General features: G+C 34.6%; 14 protein-coding genes. 9 read left to right on the top strand and 5 right to left on the bottom strand.

The features are described 5' to 3' along the window. Positions 1-260: 260 nt before the first annotated feature. From OD917_RS12845 to OD917_RS12810, 8 genes are all read left to right on the top strand, one after another. Complete coding sequence (locus OD917_RS12845; RefSeq protein WP_263523888.1) at positions 261-824, top strand: RNA polymerase sigma factor; 564 nt, start codon at positions 261-263, stop codon at positions 822-824. Between the two features lie 293 nt (positions 825-1117). After that, complete coding sequence (locus OD917_RS12840) at positions 1118-2296, top strand: FecR family protein (protein ID WP_263523887.1); 1179 nt, start codon at positions 1118-1120, stop codon at positions 2294-2296. 190 nt (positions 2297-2486) lie between these two features. Next, positions 2487-5699 (top strand): TonB-dependent receptor, encoded by a 3213-nt coding sequence (locus OD917_RS12835; protein ID WP_263523886.1) that lies wholly within the window; start codon positions 2487-2489, stop codon positions 5697-5699. Positions 5700-5707: 8 nt separating this feature from the next. Beyond that, the gene (locus tag OD917_RS12830; protein WP_263523885.1) at positions 5708-7216 is read left to right on the top strand and encodes a RagB/SusD family nutrient uptake outer membrane protein; all 1509 of its coding nucleotides are present in this window, start codon (positions 5708-5710) and stop codon (positions 7214-7216) included. A gap of 13 nt (positions 7217-7229) precedes the next feature. Further along, positions 7230-8309 (top strand): SusE domain-containing protein, encoded by a 1080-nt coding sequence (locus OD917_RS12825; protein ID WP_263523884.1) that lies wholly within the window; start codon positions 7230-7232, stop codon positions 8307-8309. Between the two features lie 86 nt (positions 8310-8395). Beyond that, positions 8396-9778 carry an alpha-amylase family glycosyl hydrolase gene (locus tag OD917_RS12820; protein ID WP_263523883.1) on the top strand — a complete coding sequence of 461 codons (1383 nt, stop codon included), beginning with the start codon at positions 8396-8398 and terminating at the stop codon, positions 9776-9778. Between the two features lie 81 nt (positions 9779-9859). Further along, entirely contained in the window at positions 9860-12004 is a 2145-nt protein-coding gene (locus tag OD917_RS12815) for a glycoside hydrolase family 97 protein (RefSeq protein WP_263524577.1), read from the top strand. A 249-nt stretch (positions 12005-12253) separates the two neighbouring features. Further along, on the top strand, positions 12254-15367 hold the full coding sequence (locus OD917_RS12810; protein WP_263523882.1) for an Ig-like domain-containing protein: 3114 nt from the start codon (positions 12254-12256) through the stop codon (positions 15365-15367). 65 nt (positions 15368-15432) lie between these two features. Here OD917_RS12810 and OD917_RS12805 read toward each other — a convergent pair whose 3' ends face one another. From OD917_RS12805 to OD917_RS12790, 4 genes are all read right to left on the bottom strand, one after another. Beyond that, entirely contained in the window at positions 15433-15987 is a 555-nt protein-coding gene (locus tag OD917_RS12805) for a DUF5683 domain-containing protein (protein ID WP_263523881.1), read from the bottom strand. Between the two features lie 146 nt (positions 15988-16133). After that, on the bottom strand, positions 16134-17000 hold the full coding sequence (locus tag OD917_RS12800; protein ID WP_263523880.1) for a hypothetical protein: 867 nt from the start codon (positions 16998-17000) through the stop codon (positions 16134-16136). Between the two features lie 40 nt (positions 17001-17040). Further along, positions 17041-20406, bottom strand: a complete 3366-nt coding sequence (gene mfd / locus OD917_RS12795) for a transcription-repair coupling factor (protein WP_263523879.1) — start codon at positions 20404-20406, stop codon at positions 17041-17043. Then, positions 20399-21007 carry a hypothetical protein gene (locus OD917_RS12790; protein ID WP_263523878.1) on the bottom strand — a complete coding sequence of 203 codons (609 nt, stop codon included), beginning with the start codon at positions 21005-21007 and terminating at the stop codon, positions 20399-20401. The genes mfd and OD917_RS12790 overlap by 8 nt, the downstream gene beginning before the upstream one ends. Before the next feature lie 312 nt (positions 21008-21319). Between OD917_RS12790 and OD917_RS12785 the strand changes: the two genes are divergently transcribed. Continuing rightward, entirely contained in the window at positions 21320-22258 is a 939-nt protein-coding gene (locus OD917_RS12785) for an L-threonine 3-dehydrogenase (RefSeq protein WP_263523877.1), read from the top strand. A 74-nt stretch (positions 22259-22332) separates the two neighbouring features. Here OD917_RS12785 and OD917_RS12780 read toward each other — a convergent pair whose 3' ends face one another. Further along, positions 22333-24213, bottom strand: a complete 1881-nt coding sequence (locus OD917_RS12780; protein ID WP_263523876.1) for a M1 family metallopeptidase — start codon at positions 24211-24213, stop codon at positions 22333-22335. Between the last annotated feature and the right edge of the window lie 46 nt (positions 24214-24259).

Below are 24259 nucleotides of genomic sequence, written 5' to 3'. Positions count from 1 at the left end.
CAGATAAGAATATTCTCAAAAGTGATATTCTCAATTAAAATTTATTTCGCAAAAGCGTCATTAAGACACTTACTTGTATAAAAGCGACCTGCAAGTGCTTTTTGTATCTTTCCTTTAAAAATTAACTCAAAAATCCGAATTAAGTTTTTTTATATATAATTTGTTGCGAATAATATTTTTATATATTTGTGATGAAGTCAGATACAAGACTTCTTATTTTGATAGTTTAATACCATTAAAATTAAATAAAGCCAATTAAATTGTTAGAAGCTGCCAACCATAGTGAAAAATTATTGGTAAGTGAACTCAAAAATGGAAACGAAAAAGCTTTTCGCCAACTTTTTGATTTATACCATCAGGATATTTATGGTTACAGTATTAGTCTTTTAAAATCAAAAGAGGCAGCGGAAGAGAATGTGCAGGATGTTTTTATGAAGGTTTGGCTCAACCGCGAAAGTTTAGATATAGAACAATCATTTAAGGCCTATATTTTTACAATTGCACGAAATCAGGCTTTTAATGTTTTGAACAAAGCAGCAAATGAAGTTGTTTTAAAAGAAGCTGTTTTTTATGAAAGCCAAAAATCACATGAATACGGAGATTATGCCATTCGGGAGGCCGACTGCAAAAAACTCCAAAAGCAAGCTATAAAACAGCTTCCTCCTAAACGAAGGCAGATTTTTAAAATGTCACGGAAAAAAGGAATGAGCTACGAAGAAATAAGTCAGGAACTCGGAATTTCAATAAATACAGTCCGAAACCAAATGAGTAAAGCGCTCGAATCGATGCGCGGTTTTTTTCAACTTCACGATGAAATTATCTAACCAAAACCACAAATATTGCCCTAAAAATCACTCTTCGGAGTGATTTTTTTTTGATTGCTTTTTTGCCAAGGATTTCCACAGATTAGATTTTTTAGTCTGAATTAGGAAAATCCTTTCGCTTTCAAAATCGCAAAAAAGGCCCTCTTCTTTTATTTTTTTTATGTTTTTAAACAACTAATAATCAGTGCGATAAATAATTAAAAATGTTAAAATTTAAAAATTTATAACGTTTGAGTAGTACTCCACTCCACTTCATCTGTATTATAGAAACACAGAACCTAAAAACATTCTTAATGAATTCAAATTCTGAAATAAAAACGCTTTTAGAAAAGTTTATTTTAAATCAATGTATTGCCGAAGAAACAGAGCAGATCATTGCTTATTGCCGAGAAAATAATCTTACTGAGGATTTTCCAACGGTTGAAGAGGTGAAAAATCTATTGAGCGAAATGCCAAAAATGGATGAGCAAAAAGCAGATTCCATTTTCAATACTATTTTATCTGCTTCAAAAGAACAAGAAACAGTAATCGAATTACAGCCTAGAAAATCAAATTATAGAAAATACATTTCTATTGCGGCTTCTGTAGTTGTTTTATTGGGAATTGGTTTTTTCTATAAGCAAAATATGGCCGACAAGGCTGTCGAACAAAAATTCGATTTTAAAAGCTCAGATATTGTTTTACAATTAGAAAATGGAGAAACTCAGATTATTTCTGAAAACAATTCATCTAACGTAAAAGATTCAAAAGGAAATATCGTAGGAAATCAAAATGGAGATAAACTAGTTTATGGAAATAATTCAGATTCTGAAAAACTGGTTTATAACACTATCAAAATTCCGTACGGAAAAAAATTCCGTCTTCAATTATCTGACGGAACATTTGTTCACTTAAACTCTGGAACAACTTTAAAATATCCTGTAAAATTTATCGCTGGCGAAAACAGACAAGTTTTTCTTGAAGGAGAAGCATTTTTTGATGTTGCTAAAGATAAAAAACATCCGTTTATAGTAAATGCTGACGAATTGAATGTTCGTGTTTTAGGAACGCATTTCAACGTTTCAAATTATCCTGAAGACGCTGCAACCGATGTTGTTTTGGTTGAAGGTTCTGTTGGAATGTATCAATCTAACGAAGAATTTGATGCTTCTAAAAACATCATTTTGAAACCTGGTTTTAAAGGAAGTTTCAACAGAGAAAATGCTAAAATTTCGACCAAAGTAGTTATCACAGACATATACACTTCTTGGATAGACGGCGGATTGACCTTTAGAAATATGACTTTCAAAAACATTATTACGAAACTGGAAAGACGCTACAATGTTACAATCATTAACAAAAATGAAAAATTGGCTAACGAGAAATTCAATGCCAGCTTTAAAGAAGAATCAATTGAAAATGTCATGAGTTATTTTAACGATATCCATGGCATTAATTACACGATAAAAAACAATCAAATACTAATTAAATAACCACTAAAACCAATAAAAAATATGAAGAAATAACATTGCGGGAATAAAAAAATCGGAAAGAGCTGCGAACAATTTCCGATTAACTAAGTGATTGAATATAACGAATTAACTACAATCAATTAACAAAATTATGAAAAAAAAATCTAAGAATAATGGGTTTCTATACTCATTGTTCCAAAAAGACCTAAAATTGAAACTAACTACTCTACTTATTTTGGTCGCCATGTTTAATATTAAAGCGAGTACTTATGCCCAAAAAACAAAGGTTACTCTCGAATTAAACAATTCAACAATCGAAAAGGTTATTGAGACCATTGAACAAAAAACTGATTTCAGATTTATTTACAAATTGAACGACATCGACTTAGATCGAACGGTTTCGATTTCTGTAAAAGATCAGTCTATATATGTTGTTTTAGATAAAATTTTTAAAGGAACTCCTACCGAATTTAAAATTCGTGATACTCAAATTATCCTTAAAAAACCAGAACTTAAAACGCAGGTAATAGAATTTCAAAAGCAAACTGTTTCGGGTGTAATTACAGACGAAAACGGAATGCCTTTGCCTGGAGCTTCTGTTATTGAAGAAGGAACAAAAAACGGAATGGTTACCGATTTTGATGGAAAATACAAACTTACTGTAGAAAGTAGTCAATCTGTAATTGTTGTTTCTTTTGTTGGATATAAAGAGAAAAAAGTAACTGCAAATCAAGCTGTAATAAACATTCAGCTTCTTCCAGATGCAACTGACTTACAAGAAATTGTAGTAGTTGGTTACGGTACTGCAACAAAAAGAGATGTTACTGGAGCCGTTTCTTCTATTGGTGCAAAAGATATGAATCAAGGAGCAATTGTGAATCCGTTGCAATTGATTTCGGGAAAAGCTGCTGGTGTTAATATTACGCAATTAGGTAGTGAGCCAGGTCAAGGACCAAGCGTTCGTATTCGTGGAATTTCGTCTTTAATTGGAGGAAGTGATCCTTTAGTAGTTGTTGACGGAATTCAAGGAAATATGGATTTGCTAAACCAAGTTCCGCCTAGTGAAATCGAAAGTTTTGATATTTTAAAAGATGCTTCTGCAACTGCAATTTATGGCTCTCGTGGTGCACCGGGTGTAATTATTATTACTACGAAAAAGAATAAAGCGGGTAAAACTACAATGGAATATATTGGTTCTACTTCTTTAGATTTTATTCCGAAGAAATTAGATATGCTAAATGCTGATGAATGGTGGGCTGCGGCACAAAGTGTTGGTGTTCCTGCATCAGCAAATCATGGTTCAAATACAGATTGGTACGGAATTTTAACGCAAACTGGAATTACACAAACTCATACTTTGTCTTTTGGCGGAGGAACAGATAAATTCAGTTATAGAGCTTCCTTATCAGCAATTTTACAAGATGGAGTTGTTATTAATTCAAGCAACAAAAAATACATCGGCCGTATTCAGGCAACTCAATTAGCTTTGGATGACAAATTAAAATTGACTTTCAATCTAAATACCGGAATTAACAATACAACTAGTATTATTCAAAGTGTTGGAACTGCGGCTTATACTTCAAATTTAATTACAAATGCTTATTTAGTTAGACCAACAGATCCTGTTTTCAATACTGATGGAACTTACTTTACAGATTCAAATGTATTTCAATATTTAAACCCTTACGCAGCAGCGCAAACTACGACAAATGAAGCTCAAAATGACAACTTATTTGGAAGCTTAAAAGCCGATTTGGACTTGGCTAAAGGCTTAACATTAAACTGGTTTGGAAGCTGGAGAAAAACAAATGTAACATACGGTTATTTCCAACCTATAGAATCAACTGTAGCTTATGCGATTGATCAAAATGGTTTTGCCAATATTAATAATCAAAGACAAAATGAAAAGTTAACCAACTTAAGTCTTAATTACAAAAAAACATTTGGCGTACATACTATTAATGCTTTAGGTTTATACGAATGGCAAAATCAGATGTATCAAGGAAATTATGCGCAAGCGAGAGGTTTTATGAATGATAAAACAACTTACAATGCGTTACAATTGGGAGATTTGTCAAAAGTTCGTCCAGGAGATATAACATCATATAAAAATGATAGAACATTAGTTTCATTTTTAGCAAGAGTAAACTATTCTTTATTAGATCGTTATTTGGTTACTGCAAGTATCCGTCGTGATGGTTCGTCTGTATTTGGAGCTAACAACAAATGGGGAAATTTCCCTTCAGCATCTGTTGCTTGGCAAATTGACAAAGAGCCTTTCATGCAAAAACAAAATGTATTTGATGAATTGAAAATTCGTGCGGGTTACGGAGCAACTGGAAATCAGCAAGGTCTTCTTCCGCAGCAGTCTCTTTCATTGGTTGGAAACTCAGGAATCACTTATTTTGGAGGTCAGCCTATTACAAATTACAGCATTTATCAAAACTCAAATGCCGACTTGAAATGGGAAACTAAAAAACAAACCAATTTAGGTCTTGATTTTGCTCTTTTCAACAATCGATTAAGAGGAACTGTAGATGTTTATACTTCTAAAACAGAAGATTTATTATTTGATTATACAGTACCTCAACCTCCATATCCTTATCCAACTATTAAAGCAAATGTGGGAAGTATTTCAAACAAAGGTATTGAGTTCTCACTTGCTTACGATGTTATTAAATCGCAAAACAGTACACTTACTTTGGCCGGAAACGTGGCATTCATGAAAAATGAAGTACTTAATTTAAATGGAAGCATTAATGGAGTTCCTTTAAATACTGATTATGTTGGCTGGGGAGCGGCAAACTCTTATTTAGTTAAAGGAAAACCAATTGGAGCGTTTTATATTTTAGAGCATACAGGTAAAAACGAAAACAATGTTGAAACTGTTTTGGATCGCGATGGAAACGGTACAATTGATCAAGGTGCTAAAAGTCCTGATCGTTATTATGCAGGTTCAGCTTTACCAACTTATACTTTTGCATTTAATCCTTCTTACCGATATAAAAACTTCGACGCTTCTATGTTAGTTAGAGGTTCTGGAGGAAATAAAATCTACAACGGATTACGTTCAAACTTAAGCAGATTGGAAAATATTGGTAAATCGAATGTTTTAGCTAGTGCAGTAGATACAGGAATTTACACTTCTCCTTACGGTTCCGATTTATGGTTAGAAGATGGTTCTTTCGTTCGTTTAGAAAATCTTACAGCGGGATATAGTTTTCGTTTTACAGATAAATATATTGATACTATTAGACTTTCACTTACAGGAAACAATTTATTCCTAATTACAGATTATTCAGGTATTGATCCGGAATTGAACGTAAGCGGAAGTGGCAGACAAGAAGATAATTTTGGAGGTGACAGAGGAATTTATCCTCGTACAAGAAGCGTGGCGTTTGGTTTGACTGTAAAATTTAAATAGTAAAAGACATGAAAATTAAAAATATATTGATAACAGGAAGCTTGTGTTTCCTGACACTTTTTAGTTGTACAGACATAGAAGAAAATGTGTATGATAAATATCCAGCAGAAGATTTTTATGGAACTCCCGAAGGCGCTGATATTGCATTAGCAAGTGTATATGCCCAAATTCCAGGAGAATTCGTAAGAGACGGAGCGAGCGGTGTTGGTTATGCAGGAGCAGATAACGGATGGTACGATATGAACTGTATGTCTTCTGACGAACAAGTTATTCCGCACAGAAATACAGGTGACTGGCAGATGGATTTTGCTCGTCTTCACAAACACGAATGGCTTCCAACAGATTTTATTATTGGCAATACTTGGAATTGGCTTTATAAATCTATTTTCAATGCCAATCTAGCAGTAGATTTATTGCAAAAAGCGAATGCTGACGCTTCAAAAATTGCCGAAGCAAAAACATTAAGAGCTTTCTTTTATTATTTATTGATTGATGATTTTGGTGATGTTCCTTTCTACACAGACAATAACATTACTGTAGATAAAATTCCGCAGTCAAGCCGTAAAGAGGTTTATGATTTTATCGTAAAAGAATTGACCGAAAACGTTGATTTATTATCAGGAACAAGAGGCGGAAATTATTATGGAAGATTCAATAAATGGGCAGGTTATACTTTGTTAGCAAAAGTATATTTGAACGCAGAAGTTTATACAGGAACTCCTAAATGGAACGAAGCTTTAGCAGCGTGTAACAAAGTTGCCGATGGTGGATTTACACTTCACTCTGGAGCTACAGACGCTTCAAATCCGTTGGGAAGTAAATACTACGAATTATTTGGAGATGTGCTTCCAGAAGATGAAACGATCTTGCCAATTTATGCTACTCTAGATATTGTTTCTCGTAACGTTTATGCGGTTCGTAGTTTATATGGCGCTCATGCACAAGCTTTATTCGGTTTCAGCGGTTGGAATGGCACAATTGTTCCTAAAGATTTCTTCTTGAAATATGATGCAAATGATCTTCGTAGAAAACAGTTCTTGTTTGGAGAACAGCCAGGCGGTTTCAATTATACGCTTGATGTTGCGTCATTGGACAATCCAGGAGCAGATCCTCAAGCAGGTGTTCGTAATGTGAAATTTTATCCTGTAGCACCAAGAACTGGTGGAGGTGCTTCTAACGACTTCCCTATTTTCAGATATGCAGATGTTATTTTAATGATGGCAGAGTGTAATGCTCGTTTAGGAAACACTGCGGCTGCGAAACCATTTATTGATCAAATAAGACAACGCGCAGGGTTAAACGCTTTAGACCACAATCCTACTCTGGATGATATTTATAACGAAAGAGGATTTGAATTAAACTGGGAAGGCCATAGAAGACAAGATATGATTCGTTTCAATAAATTTTTATTGGCTAACGAATTCAGACCTGAATCTCCTGCTTTCAGAAAATTGTTCCCAATTCCAACCTCAGCTTTAGATGCCAATCGTGGATTAAAACAAAACCCTGGTTACTAAAAACAAAACTATCATGAAAAAATATATCAATAAATTATTCATATTAGGCAGTTTGCTGTTCTTGGGTTCATCCTGCGACACTGACGCCCCATTAACAACATTAAAATCTGTTAGTTTCCCTTCAGAAATAAGTGTTTCAACAAGTACAATAGTTTTAACAGAAGATACCGCTACCGATCAGGTTTTACTGGTTTCGTGGCCAGAAGTCACTTTTCCTATTGAAGCTCCAGTAACATACGCTATTCAATTTGATTTAGTTGGAGATACGAGCGGCGCAAACGCTTGGATGAAAGCAAAACGAATTGAAGTAGGTACAGATGTTTTAAGCAGAGCTTTTATCGGAGAAGAATTAAATAAAATTGCTGTAGATCTAGGTCTTCCTATTAATGTTGAAGGAAAACTAGTCGTTCGTGTAGAAGCTGCGATGGATCGTAAAGTATATTCAAATCCTGTTACTCTAACAGTTACTCCTTACGAAAAAAGCGTTGTATTTGGCGAAATTTATATGCCAGGAAGCTATCAAGGTTGGGCTATTGAAACTGCTGCGGCTTTAACAGCAATTCAAAAAGGAGTTTATCAAGGTTACATGACTGTTGCTGAAGGCGCAGGACCAGGATTTAAGTTAAATACAGAAAGAAACTGGGCTCAATTCTATGGTGCTGGTGATACAAATAGTGATCTTAAAAACATGAGTGATACAGATTTTGTACTTCCTGGTGCTGGTTCATACCAAATCAAAGTGAATTTGAACACTTTAAAATGGACTGCAACACCTTATTCTTGGGGAATTGTTGGTGATGCGACTTCTGGAAGCTGGGATAACAGCACACCGATGAGCTACGATCATCAGACAAAAACTTGGAAAGTTACTGCAGTTTTAGTTCCTGGAAATGTTAAATTCAGATTAAATAATAGCTGGACAATCAATTATGGGCCTAAAAACACAACGGACGGAATTGTATATCTAGACGATCAAGGTTCTCATTATGTTGGCGAAGGCGGAACTTACGAAATCACATTGCAAATAAATGATGTCGATCCTGCAAGTACTGGATATCCTCCAACAGCAACTTATACGATTACAAAAAAATAAAAAATTAAGTTTAGTTTGGTTTGAGTTTACCTGTCTTTTTACTTCGAAAGGCAGGTTACTTCTCAACCACTTAAAATGTAAAAATTATGAAATTTAATATAAAAATCATTTACGGATTATTGCTTGCATTAGCCTTTGTTTCGTGCAGTTCTTCTGATGATGACAACAAAACCCCAGCATCTCCGTATACACAATATGGCGCACCTTTTGAAAAAATGCCAAAGAAAGAAGATGCCGTTATTTATCAGGTAAATATTCGTGCTTTTAGTCAAGCTGGAACGCTTAAAGGTGTTCAAGACAGACTTTCTCAAATTCAGGAGTTAGGAGCCAATGTTATTTATTTAATGCCTATTTATCCTGTTGGAAAAGAAAGAGCAACTGGCGAATTAGGATCTCCTTACGCAGTAAAAGATTATAAAGCAGTTAATCCTGATTTTGGAACTTTACAAGATCTTCAAACCTTAGTTGAAGAAGCACACAAGAAAAACATGGCTGTTGTTTTGGACTGGGTTGCCAATCATACAGCTTGGGATAATGCTTGGATTACACAGCATAAAGATTGGTATCTGCAAGATGCAAGCGGAAATATTATCATTCCTCCAGGTACAAATTACAATGATGTTGCACAGCTTAATTTCAATAATACTGAAATGAAAGACGCTATGATCGATGCGATGTCGTATTGGGTTTACAACGCGAATATCGACGGTTTCAGATGTGATTATGCCGATTTTGTTCCGAACAATTTCTGGTCAGATGCAATATCAAAACTTAGAAAAATTAAAAAGAACCAAACGATTTTAATGCTGGCCGAAGGTTCAAAATACAATCACTTTGCCTCAGGTTTTGACTATACTTTTGGATTTAATTTCTTTTACACTATTGAACAGCTTTTCAAAGAAAATAAACCTGCAACAACTATTCAGGATTCTAATGCAACTGAATATGCAAACGTTTATGATCCAACAAACAAAGTAGTTAGATACACAAGCAATCATGACGTCAATCTTTCTGATGGAACTCCACTAGAACTTTTTGGAGGTAAAAAAGGATCTATGGCAACATTTGTTGTCGCAGCTTATTTAAAATCAGTTCCAATGATTTATAACGGACAGGAAATTGGCTACGATAAGAGATTAAATTATTTTGCCAAAACACCAATTGACTGGTCAACTGCCGACAATGAAATGCTAGCTGAATACAAAAAAATCATTGCTTTCAGAAACACAAGCAACGCTCTTAAAACAGGAGAATTTACAGGTTACAGCAGTAATTCTGTCAGCGCTTTTACAATGATAAAAGACACAGAAAAAGTATTCGTACTTTCTAATTTAACAAGTTCAACTGTAAAACATCTAATTCCTTCAACATTAAAAGGAACTTGGAAAGATGCTTTCAGCGGAGCTTCAGTAACAGTTGGTTCAGATGTAACACTTCAGCCTTTTCAATATTTAGTATTGAAAAATTAATCCTAATGCATTTTTAAATAAAATTAAATTTGCAAAAAACCAAATAACATGAATTTTCAATCCCAAGAATCATTGCTTCAAATGCGTTTGAGCAAAAAAACAGCGCTTTTATTTTTTATCCTTACCTCTTTTTGGCTTCAGGCACAAGAAATAACTTCGCCAGACAAAAATCTTACTCTAAAATTTGAATTAAAAGAAGGCGGAATCCCATCTTACCAATTATCATACAAACAGAAATCAGTTATTAAACCAAGTTCATTAGGTTTAGAGTTACAGAACAGAGCGTCGTTTATGGATGGTTTTACTGTTACAAACACGGCTCAATCTAGTTTTGATGAAAATTGGAATCCAGTTTTAGGAGAAGAAAAAACAATTCGCAATCATTACAACGAATTGGTTGTCACTTTAGCTCAGGCAAAAAACAACAATAGATTTATCCGCATTCGTTTCCGTTTATTCAATGATGGATTGGGATTTAGATATGAATTTCCGAAACAAAATGAGCTGAGTTATTTTGTAATTAAAGAAGAACGCACCGAATTTCAATTGGCTGGAAATCATAAAATTTTCTGGATTCCAGGAGATTATGATACCAACGAATATGCATATACGACTTCAAAGATTTCTGAAATTCCTTCTTTGATGAAAAAAGCGACTATTGAAATTAATGCACAACAACCAATAAAAGAATTGTCTATACAAACACCATCAATGATGAAATCTGATGACGGTTTATACATCAACATTCACGAAGCAGGATTAATCAATTATCCAGCCATGTATCTTGAAGTTGATGCTAAAACCAACAAAATGACAAGTCATTTGGCTCCAGATGCTGTCGGGGCAAAAGGTTATATGCAGACCGATGCGCAAACACCTTGGAGAACGATTGTAGTAAGCGATAAAGCAACCGATATTTTAGCCTCAAAATTGATTTTAAATCTTAACGAACCTACAAGTTACAAAGATGTTTCGTGGATTAAACCAGTAAAATATATCGGAATTTGGTGGGAATATTTCGTAGCAGGAAGAAGCACATGGGCTTTTGGAAAAGAAAACAACGTAAAAATGACGGATGATTTCACCAAACTTACTCCAAACGGAAAACACGGAGCCACAACAGAACGTGCAAAAGAATACATTGATTTTGCTGCGAAAAATGGTTTCGATGCTATTCTTATCGAAGGCTGGAATATTGGCTGGGAAGACTGGATTGGCAACTGGAAAGAAGACGTTTTTGATTTTGTAACCGCTTATCCTGATTTTGATGTAAAAGCCGTTCATGCTTATGCGGCTTCAAAAGGTGTAAAAATTATCATGCACCACGAAACTTCTGGTTCGGCAACCAATTATGAGCGTCGTCTGGATCGTGCTTTTCAATTTATGAATGACAACGGTTATGATGCCGTAAAAACAGGTTATGTAGGACAGATTATTCCTCGCGGAGAACATCACGACGGACAATGGATGGTGAATCATTACATCAACGTTGCCAAACGTGCTGCCGATTATAAAATTATGATTAACAGCCACGAAGCGGTTCGTCCGACGGGATTAAACAGAACTTTTCCAAACTGGATTGCTCAGGAATCAGCGCGCGGTACTGAGTTTGAATCTATGGGAGGATTAGCACCAGATCACACTACAATTTTACCATTTACCCGTTTAATGGGAGGTCCAATGGATTATACGCCTGGAATTTTCCAAACCGATCTTTCGTATTACGGAACAGGAAGTTCACAACGAGTAAACACAACCTTAGTAAAGCAATTAGCTTATTATGTAACCATGTACAGTCCATTGCAAATGGCTGCTGATATTCCTGGAAATTATGAGCGTTTTCCAGATGCATTTCAGTTCATTAAAGACGTAGCAGTAGACTGGGACAACAGTTATATTCTGGAAGCTGAACCTGGAGATTATATTACAATTGCACGTAAAGCAAAAGGCAAAAATGAATGGTTTATTGGTGGAATTACAGATGAAAATACAAGAACAGCCAATATTTCATTTGATTATTTACCTGCAGGAAAAAATTTCGTTGCCACTATTTATGCCGATGCTAAAGACGCCAATTGGAATCAGAATCCACAAAAATATACCGTTACTAAAGTTATCGTAAACTCAAAAAGCAAGTTGAAGCAATATTTAGCTCCGGGCGGTGGTGTTGCCATCAGCATCAAAGAAGGAACTGCTTCAGATTTAAAAGGATTGAAAAAATTATAATTTAAGGTACTCAGATTCTGAGATACTCAGTTTCTTAGTTTTTTTGCCACGAATTTTCAGAATTGAGATTTTCTAGATAAATCCTTATTCGAGAATTCGTGACAGAAAACCTATGCTCATTTTTGAGCGAAAAATTAAAACTTACTATTTGAAAACTATTAACCACAAAATGTTTGTCGAATTTAAAAGCAATGCAAGTGAGAATGAATATTAGTTAGAAATGCCGACAAGCATGCAAAAACTATTATTATGAAAATCAAAATTACCACTAGATTATTTCATATTACCAAAGCATTGGTTTGCTTTCTATTATTATTTGCAGGTTCAGTTTATGCGCAAGATCCTGCCCAATACGGGACACCTTTCGCTGGTGTTCCTGATACGAGAGATATCAACATGTACCAGGTGCATATTCGTCCGTTTAGTGCCAACGGAGATTTAGCCGGAGTAACCGCCCGATTAGACAATATAAAAGCACTTGGCACCAATGTTATTTATTTAATGCCGATTTTTCCCCACGGCACAGATTCCCGAAGTTCGGCTTCGCCCTATTGCATCAAAGATTTTAAAGCTGTCGGTTCCGAATATGGTTCGCTTGCCGATTTAAGAACTTTGGTTGATGGCGCTCACAGCCGCGGAATGGCGGTAATTTTAGATATCGCCATCAACGGAACTTCATGGGATCACGGATGGACCGTTTCTCATCCTGAATATTACAAACGAACTGGAACAACCATTCAGCAATTAGGAAACTTCTCTGATATTGCTGCGCTTGATCTTAATAGTTCAGCTACACGAGCAGCTATAAAAGACGCTATGCGCTACTGGGTTTTCGCAGCCAATATTGATGGTTACCGTTGCGATTATGCTAATAATCCTCCTTTAGATTTTTGGTCAGAAGTGAATTCAAATCTTCGAAGCATAACTTCTCACAACTTATTAATGCTAGCCGAAGGTGACAGACAAGAAAACTTTCAGGTTGGTTTTGACATGAATTATGGAGATAGATGGTTTCATAGCGGTTTATATGATATTGCTAATGGAGGACCCGTTTCTCAAAGACTTCAAGATCAAAGTACTTACGAATATGCTAAAGCGACAGGAAATCAGCAAATTGTTCGATACACTGGAAACCATGATACTTACACCAATGATGACGGTGTAAGAAGACCATTCGTAGCATTTAAAAATCATAACGGAATTGTTGCTAATTTCTTAGTTTCAGCTTATATGAAAGGTGTTCCTTTTTTAATGAGCGGACAGGAAATCGACTACGAACCAAAAACTGACTGGCCTTGGACTGGCTTTAAATTCAACTGGTCACAAAATCCAACTGCCGCTGCTGATTTCGCCAAAATCTTAAATTTCAGAACTTCAAGCGCAGCTATCAGACGTGGAGATTTAACGACTTATGCGAATGATGATATTAGCATTTTTACCAAAACATTAGGTTCAGAAAAAGTAATCGTAATGTCGAATTTGAGAAATGCTTCTAAATCATATGTAATTCCGGCTGCTTTAGCGGGAACTTATGTAAATCCGTATAACAACAATGCTTCGGTAACTTTAACTACTGGCGCTACACGGAATTTTGCTGCTTTCGAATATTTGGTTTTAACCAATACAAATGCGCCTGTTGTAGCGGTTACAGGCGTTTCGGTTAGTCCAACAACAGCAACTGCTGGTTTAGGAACTACTCAGCAATTAAATGCAACTATTGCTCCCGCAAATGCAACCAATCAAAACGTAACTTGGACATCGAGCAATACAGCAGTTGCAACGGTAAATGCTTCTGGATTGGTTACAGCAGTTGCAGCAGGTACAGCAACTATAACCGTAAAAACCGTTGACGGAAATAAAACAGCTACTTCTGCAATAACTGTTGCTACAATTCCTGTTTCTTCTGTAGCCGTTTCTCCAGCTTCTGCAAGTCTATATGCTGGAAACACACAACAGCTTTCTGCGACAATTTCGCCAGCGAATGCCACAAATAAAACAGTTACATGGTCATCAAGTAATACGGCAATTGCAACAGTAAATTCAAGCGGACTTGTAACAGCGGTCTCTGCCGGAACAGCAACGATTACAGCCACTACGCAAGACGGAAATAAAACAGCAACGGCAACTATTACAGTAAATCCGAATACTAATTTTACGGTATATTTCTATAAACCATCAAACTGGGGAACTGGAATTAAAATCTATTATTGGAATACTCTTCCAACTGGAGTTTTAGCAACTGTAAACTGGCCTGGAGTAAATATGACCGATGCTGGAAATGGCTGGTACAGTTATACGTTTACAAACGTAACTTCAACCAATTTAATCTTCAACGACGGAACCAATCAAACTGCCGATTTAAGCAGAGATAAAGATGGCTGGTATATGAGCAATGCTTGGTACGATTCGAACCCAGGAACGGGTGTTGCGGTTACAAGTGTAAGTTTGAGTCCATCAACAGCTTCGTTAAATGTTGGCGGAACGCAACAACTTACTCCTACTATTCTTCCTGCTAATGCAACAAACAAATCGGTGACTTTCAGCTCAAATAATACTGCTGTTGCCACTGTAAATACTTCTGGTTTAGTTACCGCTGTAGCGAATGGAACAGCGACAATTACCGTTACAACTGTTGATGGAAGTAAAACTAGTACTTGTTTAGTATCGGTTACAACAGCTTCTGGAGGAGGAAATTATTACACGATCAAAAACAGATGGACTGGTGCTTATTTATCTGATGCAGGAACAAATGTTGGTTACGGAACAACCGTTTCAGGCAACAATTATAAATGGCAAAAAATTGCAATTGACGCAACTTATTTTGTTTTGAAAAATGTGGCAACTGGCGAATTAATGAATATCGAAGGCCAAACAGGAAATGTACAGTGTAATATCACCGATACTACTTTCTGGAGTGCGCAGTGGTCAAGCGATTATATCGACGGAACTTGGACTCGTTTAAGAAACAAATGGCAGACAGGAAATATTATTCATATCGAAAACCAAACTGGTTCTGCTCAATACGGAAATTCACAAGATGGCTGGTACAGTGCACAATGGCAATTAGAACCAACAACTGTTGGAACTTCAAAAGCAGCATTAAATATTGAAGAAGCTTCTACAGCTGAACCTGTAATTGGTATTTATCCGAATCCAGCAACAAACAATGAATTTCATATTTTAATGCCTGAATTAACAAACGGAGATGCTGAAATTTTCGTTTCTGATTTAAACGGAAGAACTGTTTTAAATCAAAGACTTTCTTCTTCAGGACAAGTTAATCATCATTTATCTTCAGGAATTTATATTGTAAATATTGTTTCCAAAAATTTTAATGTGACAAAAAAACTGATTGTTAAATAATTTTTTTTGCCACGAATTCAAAAATTAATTCCAAGTAAATTCGTGAGTTCGTGGCAATTTTTTTCTTAAAAAGTATAATTTAGAGCAAATCCGAAATTATTCTCTGAGCTTATTTCATTTTTATTTAATGATGGTTTAAAAGCTAGTTTTTCGCTTACATTAAACTGTGACAATGCTGCATCAATATTAGCATCAATAATATTTAAAACATAAAAACCTACCATAAACAAAGCAGATAAATCTCTGTTTCTTTGAAACTGTTTTTGTGCAGAAATCAATTGGCTTTCGCTTAATCCAGCAAGAAATTGCGAATCACTTTCTATGCCTTCTAGTCTGCTTTTGTATTCATCTCTGTAAATATTATATTTTTTTTGATTGTCGATATACAAATAAGTACTTGTACCAATTGCACCATAAACTAAAGGAAGTTTCCAGTATTTCTTATTGTAAATTTGCCCTAAACCTGGCAAGACCGCAGAATAAAATGCTGCTTTTGCCGGACGTAATGGATCAATTGTTTCAGATTTTAAAGAATCTTTAAAAACAATTTTATCTTGTGCCTGAGCAAAGATTGAAGTTAATCCTAAAAATAAAAATAGAAGAATAAATTGATTTTGCATGTAAAGTTGTCTTTGAAAATTTTGCTTCAAAGAAAACTTTTTAGTTCTAAGATTTTTCTTAAATAAAAGATAAAGAAAGCTTAATTTTTTTTATCAAATTTCGAGCAACGATGAAAAATTTTCACCCTTTCCTATTTCATCACTTTTTATTCATAATATTGATACGTTTTGGTACTTGTTGATGAAGGTGTAGATGAACTTCCCTGATAAGCAGAATGAATAATATTAATTGGAAAATCATCCTTATTATAAGTTATCTCCTTTATCACAAAACTCGTAGAACTTTTTATTGAAACAATATTGTTAGGTGACATAGCAATTATTGAATTGGTATTACTAAACATCCAATAATAAAGACTCTCATTATAATATTTATAACTTAAATATTCAGGGTTCTTTTTGTTGTCGTATTCATAATCAATAATTAAATCAGGATCTTGATTTGTATTTCCACTATTTATAACCTGTACAATATTACCCTTACTATCATATTTAAACTCCTTAATTAAATACTCATCAAAATTAGAAGGAGGTATTTGAACCGTTTTAATTATTCTTCCTTTATTATCAGTATATACTTCAGAAAGTAAATCTTTAGTTTTATTAGATGTTGTTTCAATATGATTTTTTACAATAATTTTATCCAAAAAATATTCTAATACTGAATAATCAGCCGTACCCTCTTTAATTACTTTAATTAATCTATCCTTGGCATCATAAGAATAAGAACTTTTCAGTTTTTCATTTGCTATTAAAGCTGTTGAAGCTATAAGTTTCCCTTTATTATTATACGCATAACGATATTCCGTTATCATCATTCCTGGTATGTTAGGAATTACTTTAATTAAATATCCATTTTCATATTCATATTCTTCTTTACCATCCTTTCCAGAATCTACAGATTTTAATAATCCTTTGTTTAAATTTGGATCATTCTCTGTTGAATTATCAGAACTACAACTGCAAACAATAATTAAAATCAAACAATAAAATATTCTAATTTTTTTACTCATATAATAAAACTGATTTAACACAGAATAATTAACTTAAATATTACTCTTCAAACAACTCCATCAATTCCAGCGCACGTTTTATAGACTTCACATTTTCAAAAGTCAACAATAAACGTAATCCGTTTACGGTTTGTTTTTCTTTCATTTTGCAGAGCGTGCTTTGCTTTTGGACAAAGTTTAAAACTTTTCTGAATTTTGCAGACTGGTAATAATCAGATTGTTGGTCTGAAACGAAATATCCAATCATTTTACCTTGTTTCAAGACTAATTTCTCAATTCCGACTTTCGTTGCAATCCATTTAATTCTAATACTGTTTAGTAACGCAACAGCTGGTTTTGGCAATGGTCCGAAACGGTCTATTAGTTTTTTCTCAAATTCCTGTAAACCAGCTTCGTCTTTTATAGCGCCTAATTCGTTGTATAAAACCAAACGTTCCGAAACGTTATTGATATATTCATCTGGAAATAAAAGCTCAAAATCGGCATCAATCTGAATGTCTTTTACGTATTCTTTTGTATCGATGTCATTTTCTTCAGGATATAAATCTTTGAATTCGTTTTCCTTCAATTCTTCAATCGCTTCATTCATGATTTTTTGGTAAGTATCAAAACCAATTTCATTAATGAAACCACTTTGTTCACCACCTAATAAATCTCCTGCTCCACGAATTTCAAGATCTTTCATGGCAATATTGAAACCGCTTCCCAATTCACTGAATTGTTCCAATGCCTGAATACGTTTTCTCGCATCTTCAGTCATTGATGAATATGGCGGACAAATGAAATAACAGAACGCTTTTTTATTGCTACGCCCTACTCGTCCACGCATTTGATGCAAATCTGACAATCCGAAATTGTTGGCATTGTTGATGAAAATCGTGTTGGCATTTGGAACGTCCAATCCGCTTTCGATGATTGTGGTTGCGACCAAAACATCAAAATCTCCGTTCATGAAACCTAACATCAATTCTTCCAGTTTGGCTCCGTCCATTTGTCCGTGGCCAATTCCGACTCTTGCATTTGGAACCAAACGCTGAATCATTCCTGCCACTTCTTTTATATTTTCGATTCGGTTATTGATGAAGAAAACCTGTCCGTTTCTTTGAATTTCATACGAAATCGCATCACGAATTATCTCTTCATTAAAACCAACAACATTTGTTTCTATCGGATAACGATTTGGCGGAGGCGTTGTAATTACCGATAAATCTCGCGCTGCCATTAACGAAAATTGAAGCGTTCTCGGAATTGGCGTTGCCGTCAAAGTTAACGTATCAACATTTGCTGCGATGGTTTTCAATTTATCTTTTACGTTTACACCAAACTTTTGTTCCTCATCCACAATTAATAAACCAAGGTCTTTAAAAACTACATTTTTATTAACTAATTGATGTGTTCCAATTACGATATCGAGTTTTCCTTCAGCTAAATCTTTTAAGGTTTGCGTTTTTTGTTTTGCCGTTCTAAATCGGTTTAAGTAACCAATTGAAACCGGCATATCTTTTAAACGTTCTGAGAAAGTTCTATAATGCTGATAAGCCAAAATCGTTGTTGGAACCAAAACTGCCACTTGTTTGCTATTATCAACAGCTTTAAAAGCAGCACGAATCGCAACCTCAGTTTTTCCGAAACCAACATCACCACAAACCAAACGATCCATTGGACGATCGCTTTCCATATCGGCTTTTACTTCCGCCGTTGATTTCATTTGGTCTGGCGTATCTTCGTAAATAAACGAACTTTCTAATTCGTTTTGAAGATAACTGTCTGGCGCAAACTGAAAACCTTTTTCTAAACGGCGTTTTGCATACAACTGAATCAAATTGAAGGCAATATGTTTGACACGCGCTTTGGTTTTTTGTTTTAAAACCTTCCAAGCGTTCGATCCTAATTTGTAAATTTTCGGAGGTGTCCCGTCTTTTCCGTTGTATTTTGAGATTTTATGAAGCGAGTGAATGCTCACATACACAATATCATTATCGGCATAAACCAATTTTATGGCTTCCTGCGTTTTGCCTTCAACCTGAATTTTTTGCAAACCGCCAAACTTCCCGATTCCGTGATCTATGTGTGTTACATAATCTCCAACAGAAAGTGCGGTTAATTCTTTAAGTGTAATATTTTGTTTTTTCGAATAACCATTTTTGATATTGAATTTATGATAACGCTCAAAAATCTGGTGATCGGTATAAGCCGTTATCTGATTTTCCTCATCAATAAAACCTTGGTACAAAGGCAATACGATTGTATTATATTGCTTTCTGATGTTTTCTGAATTGGCTTCGTCTAAACTTTCAAAAATATCATGAAAACGTTTTGCCTGCGTATCATTCGAACAGAATAAATAATTTATGTATCCGTTAAAATGATTATCGCTCAGATTATTCAGCAATAAATCAAATTGTTTATTGAATGAAGGTTGAGGCTGAATATGAAATTCGAATTTCTTAGTTGTTTTATAAACTGGTCTTGAAGCCAATTCTACAATTGAAAAATCTAAAGATCTTTTTATAAATGACGCCTGATTTAAAAACAATTGTTCTGGCGTAGCATGTTTTATTTCTTTCGAAAGTTTCTCAAAAGCTTCTTCTGCTCTTGCAAATTGTTTGTCTAACTGACTAAACAATCCGTCTGTATTTTGAATAAAAAGAACCGTTTTTTCGGCAATATAATCTAAAAAGCTCTCTCGATTTTCCTGAAAAAGTTTGTTCTCTACATTCGGGATAATCGTGATTTTTTTGTGTGTTTCAACAGACAATTGCGTCTCGACATCAAAAGTTCGGATACTGTCTACTTCATTTCCAAAAAACTCAATTCTGTAAGGATGATCATTTGAAAAAGAAAAAACGTCTACAATTCCTCCACGAACTGAAAATTCGCCAGGTTCTGTAATGAAATCTACTCTTTTGAATTCGTATTCGAACAAAACTTCGTTGATAAAATCAATGGAAATTTTATCATTCAAAGCAACTTTCAGTGTGTTTTTATCGAGTTCTCTTCTCGTAACCACTTTCTCAAAAAGCGCTTCTGGATAGGTAACAATTACGGCTGTTTTTTTTCTTGAATTGATTCTATTTAAAACCTCAGCACGAAGCAAAACATTCGCATTATCGGTTTCATCAATCTGATACGGACGACGAAAAGATGCTGGATAAAACAAAACATCTTGCTCTCCAATCATTTGCTCCAAATCATTTAAATAATAAGCCGCTTCTTCTTTATTATCTAAAACAATTAAAAATGGAAGTTCCGTTTTTCTGAAAACAGATCGTATTATGAACGAAACTGCAGATCCCAACAAACCGCTAAGGTTCATTTTTATCTGATTCCCTTCCAGTAAACTTGTTGCAATCTGCTGCGCTTTCGGCAGATTATCGTAGGTTGTATATAAGGCGTTCTTACTCAATTCTTGGTTTATTTGGATCTAATGGTGGCGCAGAACTCGGAATTGCACGTGTTGTGTCTAACATTCTAAGGAAATCTGCTTCTCCTTCTTCTTTTGGTATTTTAGCTTTTTCAACAATTTTGTCCATTTGCCTTTCTAACGAAATCAGCTCTTTATTGATTTCTTGAATTAAAAAAACCACTTTATCATCTGGAATTTTACTTAAGTGAATAAATAAATCCAGCATTTTGATTTTGGTAATTAAAATAGAAATACGGCTTTTTATCTGTGGCTGATTAAATTGCGCTGGAATATTATCATTCAACGCCATTGCTTTTTTAGAAATCGCAGCCGACTTTTTCTGAAATGCGCCAATTGTTTTTCTTGGCTTCTCGCCAATCTCTTTCATAAATTCACGCCACTCTGTCCACGAGTTTAATTGTGATTCTGAAATTTCGTTAATTGGCTCGTCTAGAAAAGTCCATCCTTTATTTATATTATTAAAAATAGCTTCTTTCTTTTTTGCTTCTTTTGCGTTTTCTGCAAGTCGTTTTTCATTTTCATTTTGGCAAGAAAATAACACAGTTGTCAAAAGCAGAAAAAGAGATATTTTATATTTCATTTATTAAAATGTTAGGCTGCAAAGTTACGAAGTAAATTTACAATTATGAATTCTGTTTTTTGCTAAAGATTCTATAAATCAAGGTTATTTTTTTTGTTGCCAATCAAGCCAAATTCGACGTTTTTTTTCATTTTAATTCCATTAAAAATGACTTTTAATACCAAAAATAAAAAGGCACAAAGACACACCCCTTGTAAAAGCGAATAATCCAACAAAAAAACTTTTTATTTACTGAATTAATAATTTATGATTCTAAAAAGCAGATGTAATTGCGAAAACGTTATATTTGTCTCGCTAAAAATCCTGGAAAAAATGAATCCAAAAATATTGATCATTGGCGCTTGCGGTCAGATTGGAACAGAGCTGACTCAAAAATTGCGCAAAATATACGGAACAGAAAACGTAATCGCTTCTGATATCCGAAAATTAAATACTGATGTTGTAAATTCAGGACCTTTTGAAGTGGTCAATGCTTTAGATTTTAATCAGATCGAACATTTGGTTGAAGTGCATAAAATCACAGATGTTTATTTGATGGCTGCACTTTTATCTGCAACTGCCGAAAAAAATCCAGCTTTTGCTTGGGATTTGAATATGAATTCGCTTTTTCATGTTTTAAATTTAGCTAAAGCTAAAAAGATTCAGAAAATTTTCTGGCCTTCAAGCATTGCTGTTTTTGGACCAACAACTCCAAAAGAAAATACTCCGCAATATACTGTAATGGAACCTTCAACAGTTTACGGAATTAGTAAACAAGCAGGCGAAAGATGGTGCGAATATTATCATAACATTTATGGTGTTGATGTTCGCAGTATTCGTTATCCAGGCTTAATTAGCTGGTCGACTCCTCCAGGCGGCGGAACTACTGATTATGCTGTTGATATTTTCTATAAAGCTATTGCCGATAAAAAATACGAATGCTTCTTATCATCTGAAACCAAAATGCCAATGATGTATATGGATGATGCAATTGATGCAACAATCAATATCATGAAAGCACCAGCTGAAGAAATCAAAATTCATTCTTCGTACAATTTAGCTGCAATGAGTTTTACTCCAACTGAAATTGCTGCTGAAATCAAGAAACATATTCCTGATTTTGAGATTACCTACAATCCTGATTTCCGTCAGAAAATTGCAGACAGCTGGCCTGCAAGTATTGACGATTCTTCAGCAAGAGAAGATTGGGGATGGAATCATAAATTTGATTTGGAAACGATGACAAAAGATATGATTGAGCATTTGAGTTAAATTTCAATTATCATAAAAAACAAAAATCCCGCTTAGAAATTCTAAACGGGATTTTTTATATTCTTATTTGAAGATTATTTTACTTCAAAAACATTATTTGTCTGCTTCACATCAGCCATTAATCCGCTTGGATCGATAGTGATTTTTTTGATTGCGGTTTTGTTTTTATCAATTGTAAAAATATAGTTTTGCTGTGCCCAAGCCCAGTCTTCTAAAACTGTTCTTTTTTCGTTCGGGTTTGGATTTGGTTTAATAAAATTCATCATTCTCAACGGAATGTAGAATGTTTCAGATGTTCCGTCAGTATAATCTACTTTTAAATCGATTGGCATTGGCATTCTTCCAATTCTTTCTAAAGAAACTGTAGTTTTTCCTGCATTATCAGCAACATCTTTGATTCCGTAATCGATCGTATTTGTTGTTTCTGTCCAATCTGTAAGGTACCAATCTAACTCAGCTCCAGAAACTCTTTCTGCTGTTCTTTTAATATCATTTGGAGTTGGATGCTTGAATTTGAAATCGTTGAAATATCTTTTTAAAGTTGCGTCAACATTCTCTTTACCTATTACATATTCTAACTGAGAAAGGAAAATACTTCCTTTTACATAAGATGAAATGCTGTAAGGACGGTTTTCATCGTAACGATCTCCGTGTGTGCCTTGTGGCTGTTCTTTACCAGAATTTACTAAACTGTAATACGCTTTGTAATTTCCTGTGAAAGGATTTACCTCTTTTTTATCTCCTTTTAATTCATTCAAAGCACTGTCTTCGATATACGTTGTAAATCCTTCGTCCATCCACGGGTGTTTTGATTCGTTTGAAGCCAAAATATGCTGGAACCAAGAGTGTCCCAATTCGTGAGTTGCAGTTCCTAGAATTCCTTCAAGAGTTCCGTTACCTAACATTAAAGTACACATTGCGTACTCCATTCCGCCATCTCCACCTTGAATAAATGAATATTGTTTGTATGGATAAGCTCCAACTCTTTGGTTGTAATATTCCATTACTTTAACCATTAAAGGCTCTAGCTGTTTCCAGTTTGCAGTTGTTTTTTCGTTGTTTTTGTAAAAGAAATGTAAATCTACACCGTTTGGTCCTTTTACAATATCATGATTGTATTCTTTATCTGCGGCCCATGTAAAATCGTGAACATTTGGCGCGATAAAATGCCAAGTTAACGTTTTTGCTTTTTTAGGATAAGTAACCGTTACACCGGCATCTTCGTAACCGTGTCCAATTGAATTTTTGTCTTGCAAATATCCAGAACCTCCAATTGTGTAATCTTTATCGATTGTAATTTTTACATCGAAGTTCCCCCAAACTCCATGAAATTCTCTTGCAATGTATGGATCTGCATGCCATCCTTCGAAATCAAACTCGGCTAATTTTGGGTACCATTGTGACATTGAAAGTTCTACTCCTTCAGAATTATTTCTTCCAGAACGACGAATTTGTACTGGAACTTGTCCATCAAAATCTAATGTAAAAGTAGTTTTAGAATTTGGTAAAATTGGTTTAGCCAAAGTTACTTCCAAGATTGTTCCAGAAACTCTTGTTTGAGCAACAGCACCATCTTGTTTGAAGTTTGTAATTTTTAAATAACCAATTTCATTTGGTTTTAAAGTTTCTATGCGACTTTGTTTTACTTCTTTTCCATCAGCGCCTTTTACTTTATTTACCATTCTTCCGTCTGGATCTTTAATAAAATGAAGACGTGCATCCATTTCACTTCCTGGCTGAAAAGCATTTGGAAATAAATGATAGAATACTTTTTTTAAAGTGTCAGGAGAATTATTGGTGTAAACCAACTCTTGTTTTCCTTTGTACTGATAGTTTTTTACATCCATCGAAACTTCCATTTTATAGTCAGCGTGCTGCTGCCAATATGGTGCGCTTTGTGCAAACGCTGAGTTTAAACATAAGCTTAGGAAAGAAAGTAAAAGAATTTTTCGCATTTTTATTTGTAATAGAAAATGGAAGAGCTACCGCTCTTCCATTGGA

The organism is Flavobacterium sp. SH_e, from assembly GCF_025717045.1.
Lineage (GTDB): Bacteria > Bacteroidota > Bacteroidia > Flavobacteriales > Flavobacteriaceae > Flavobacterium.
Note: the sequence above shows the minus strand (reverse complement) of the source record. Positions and strands in the feature narration are given on the sequence as shown.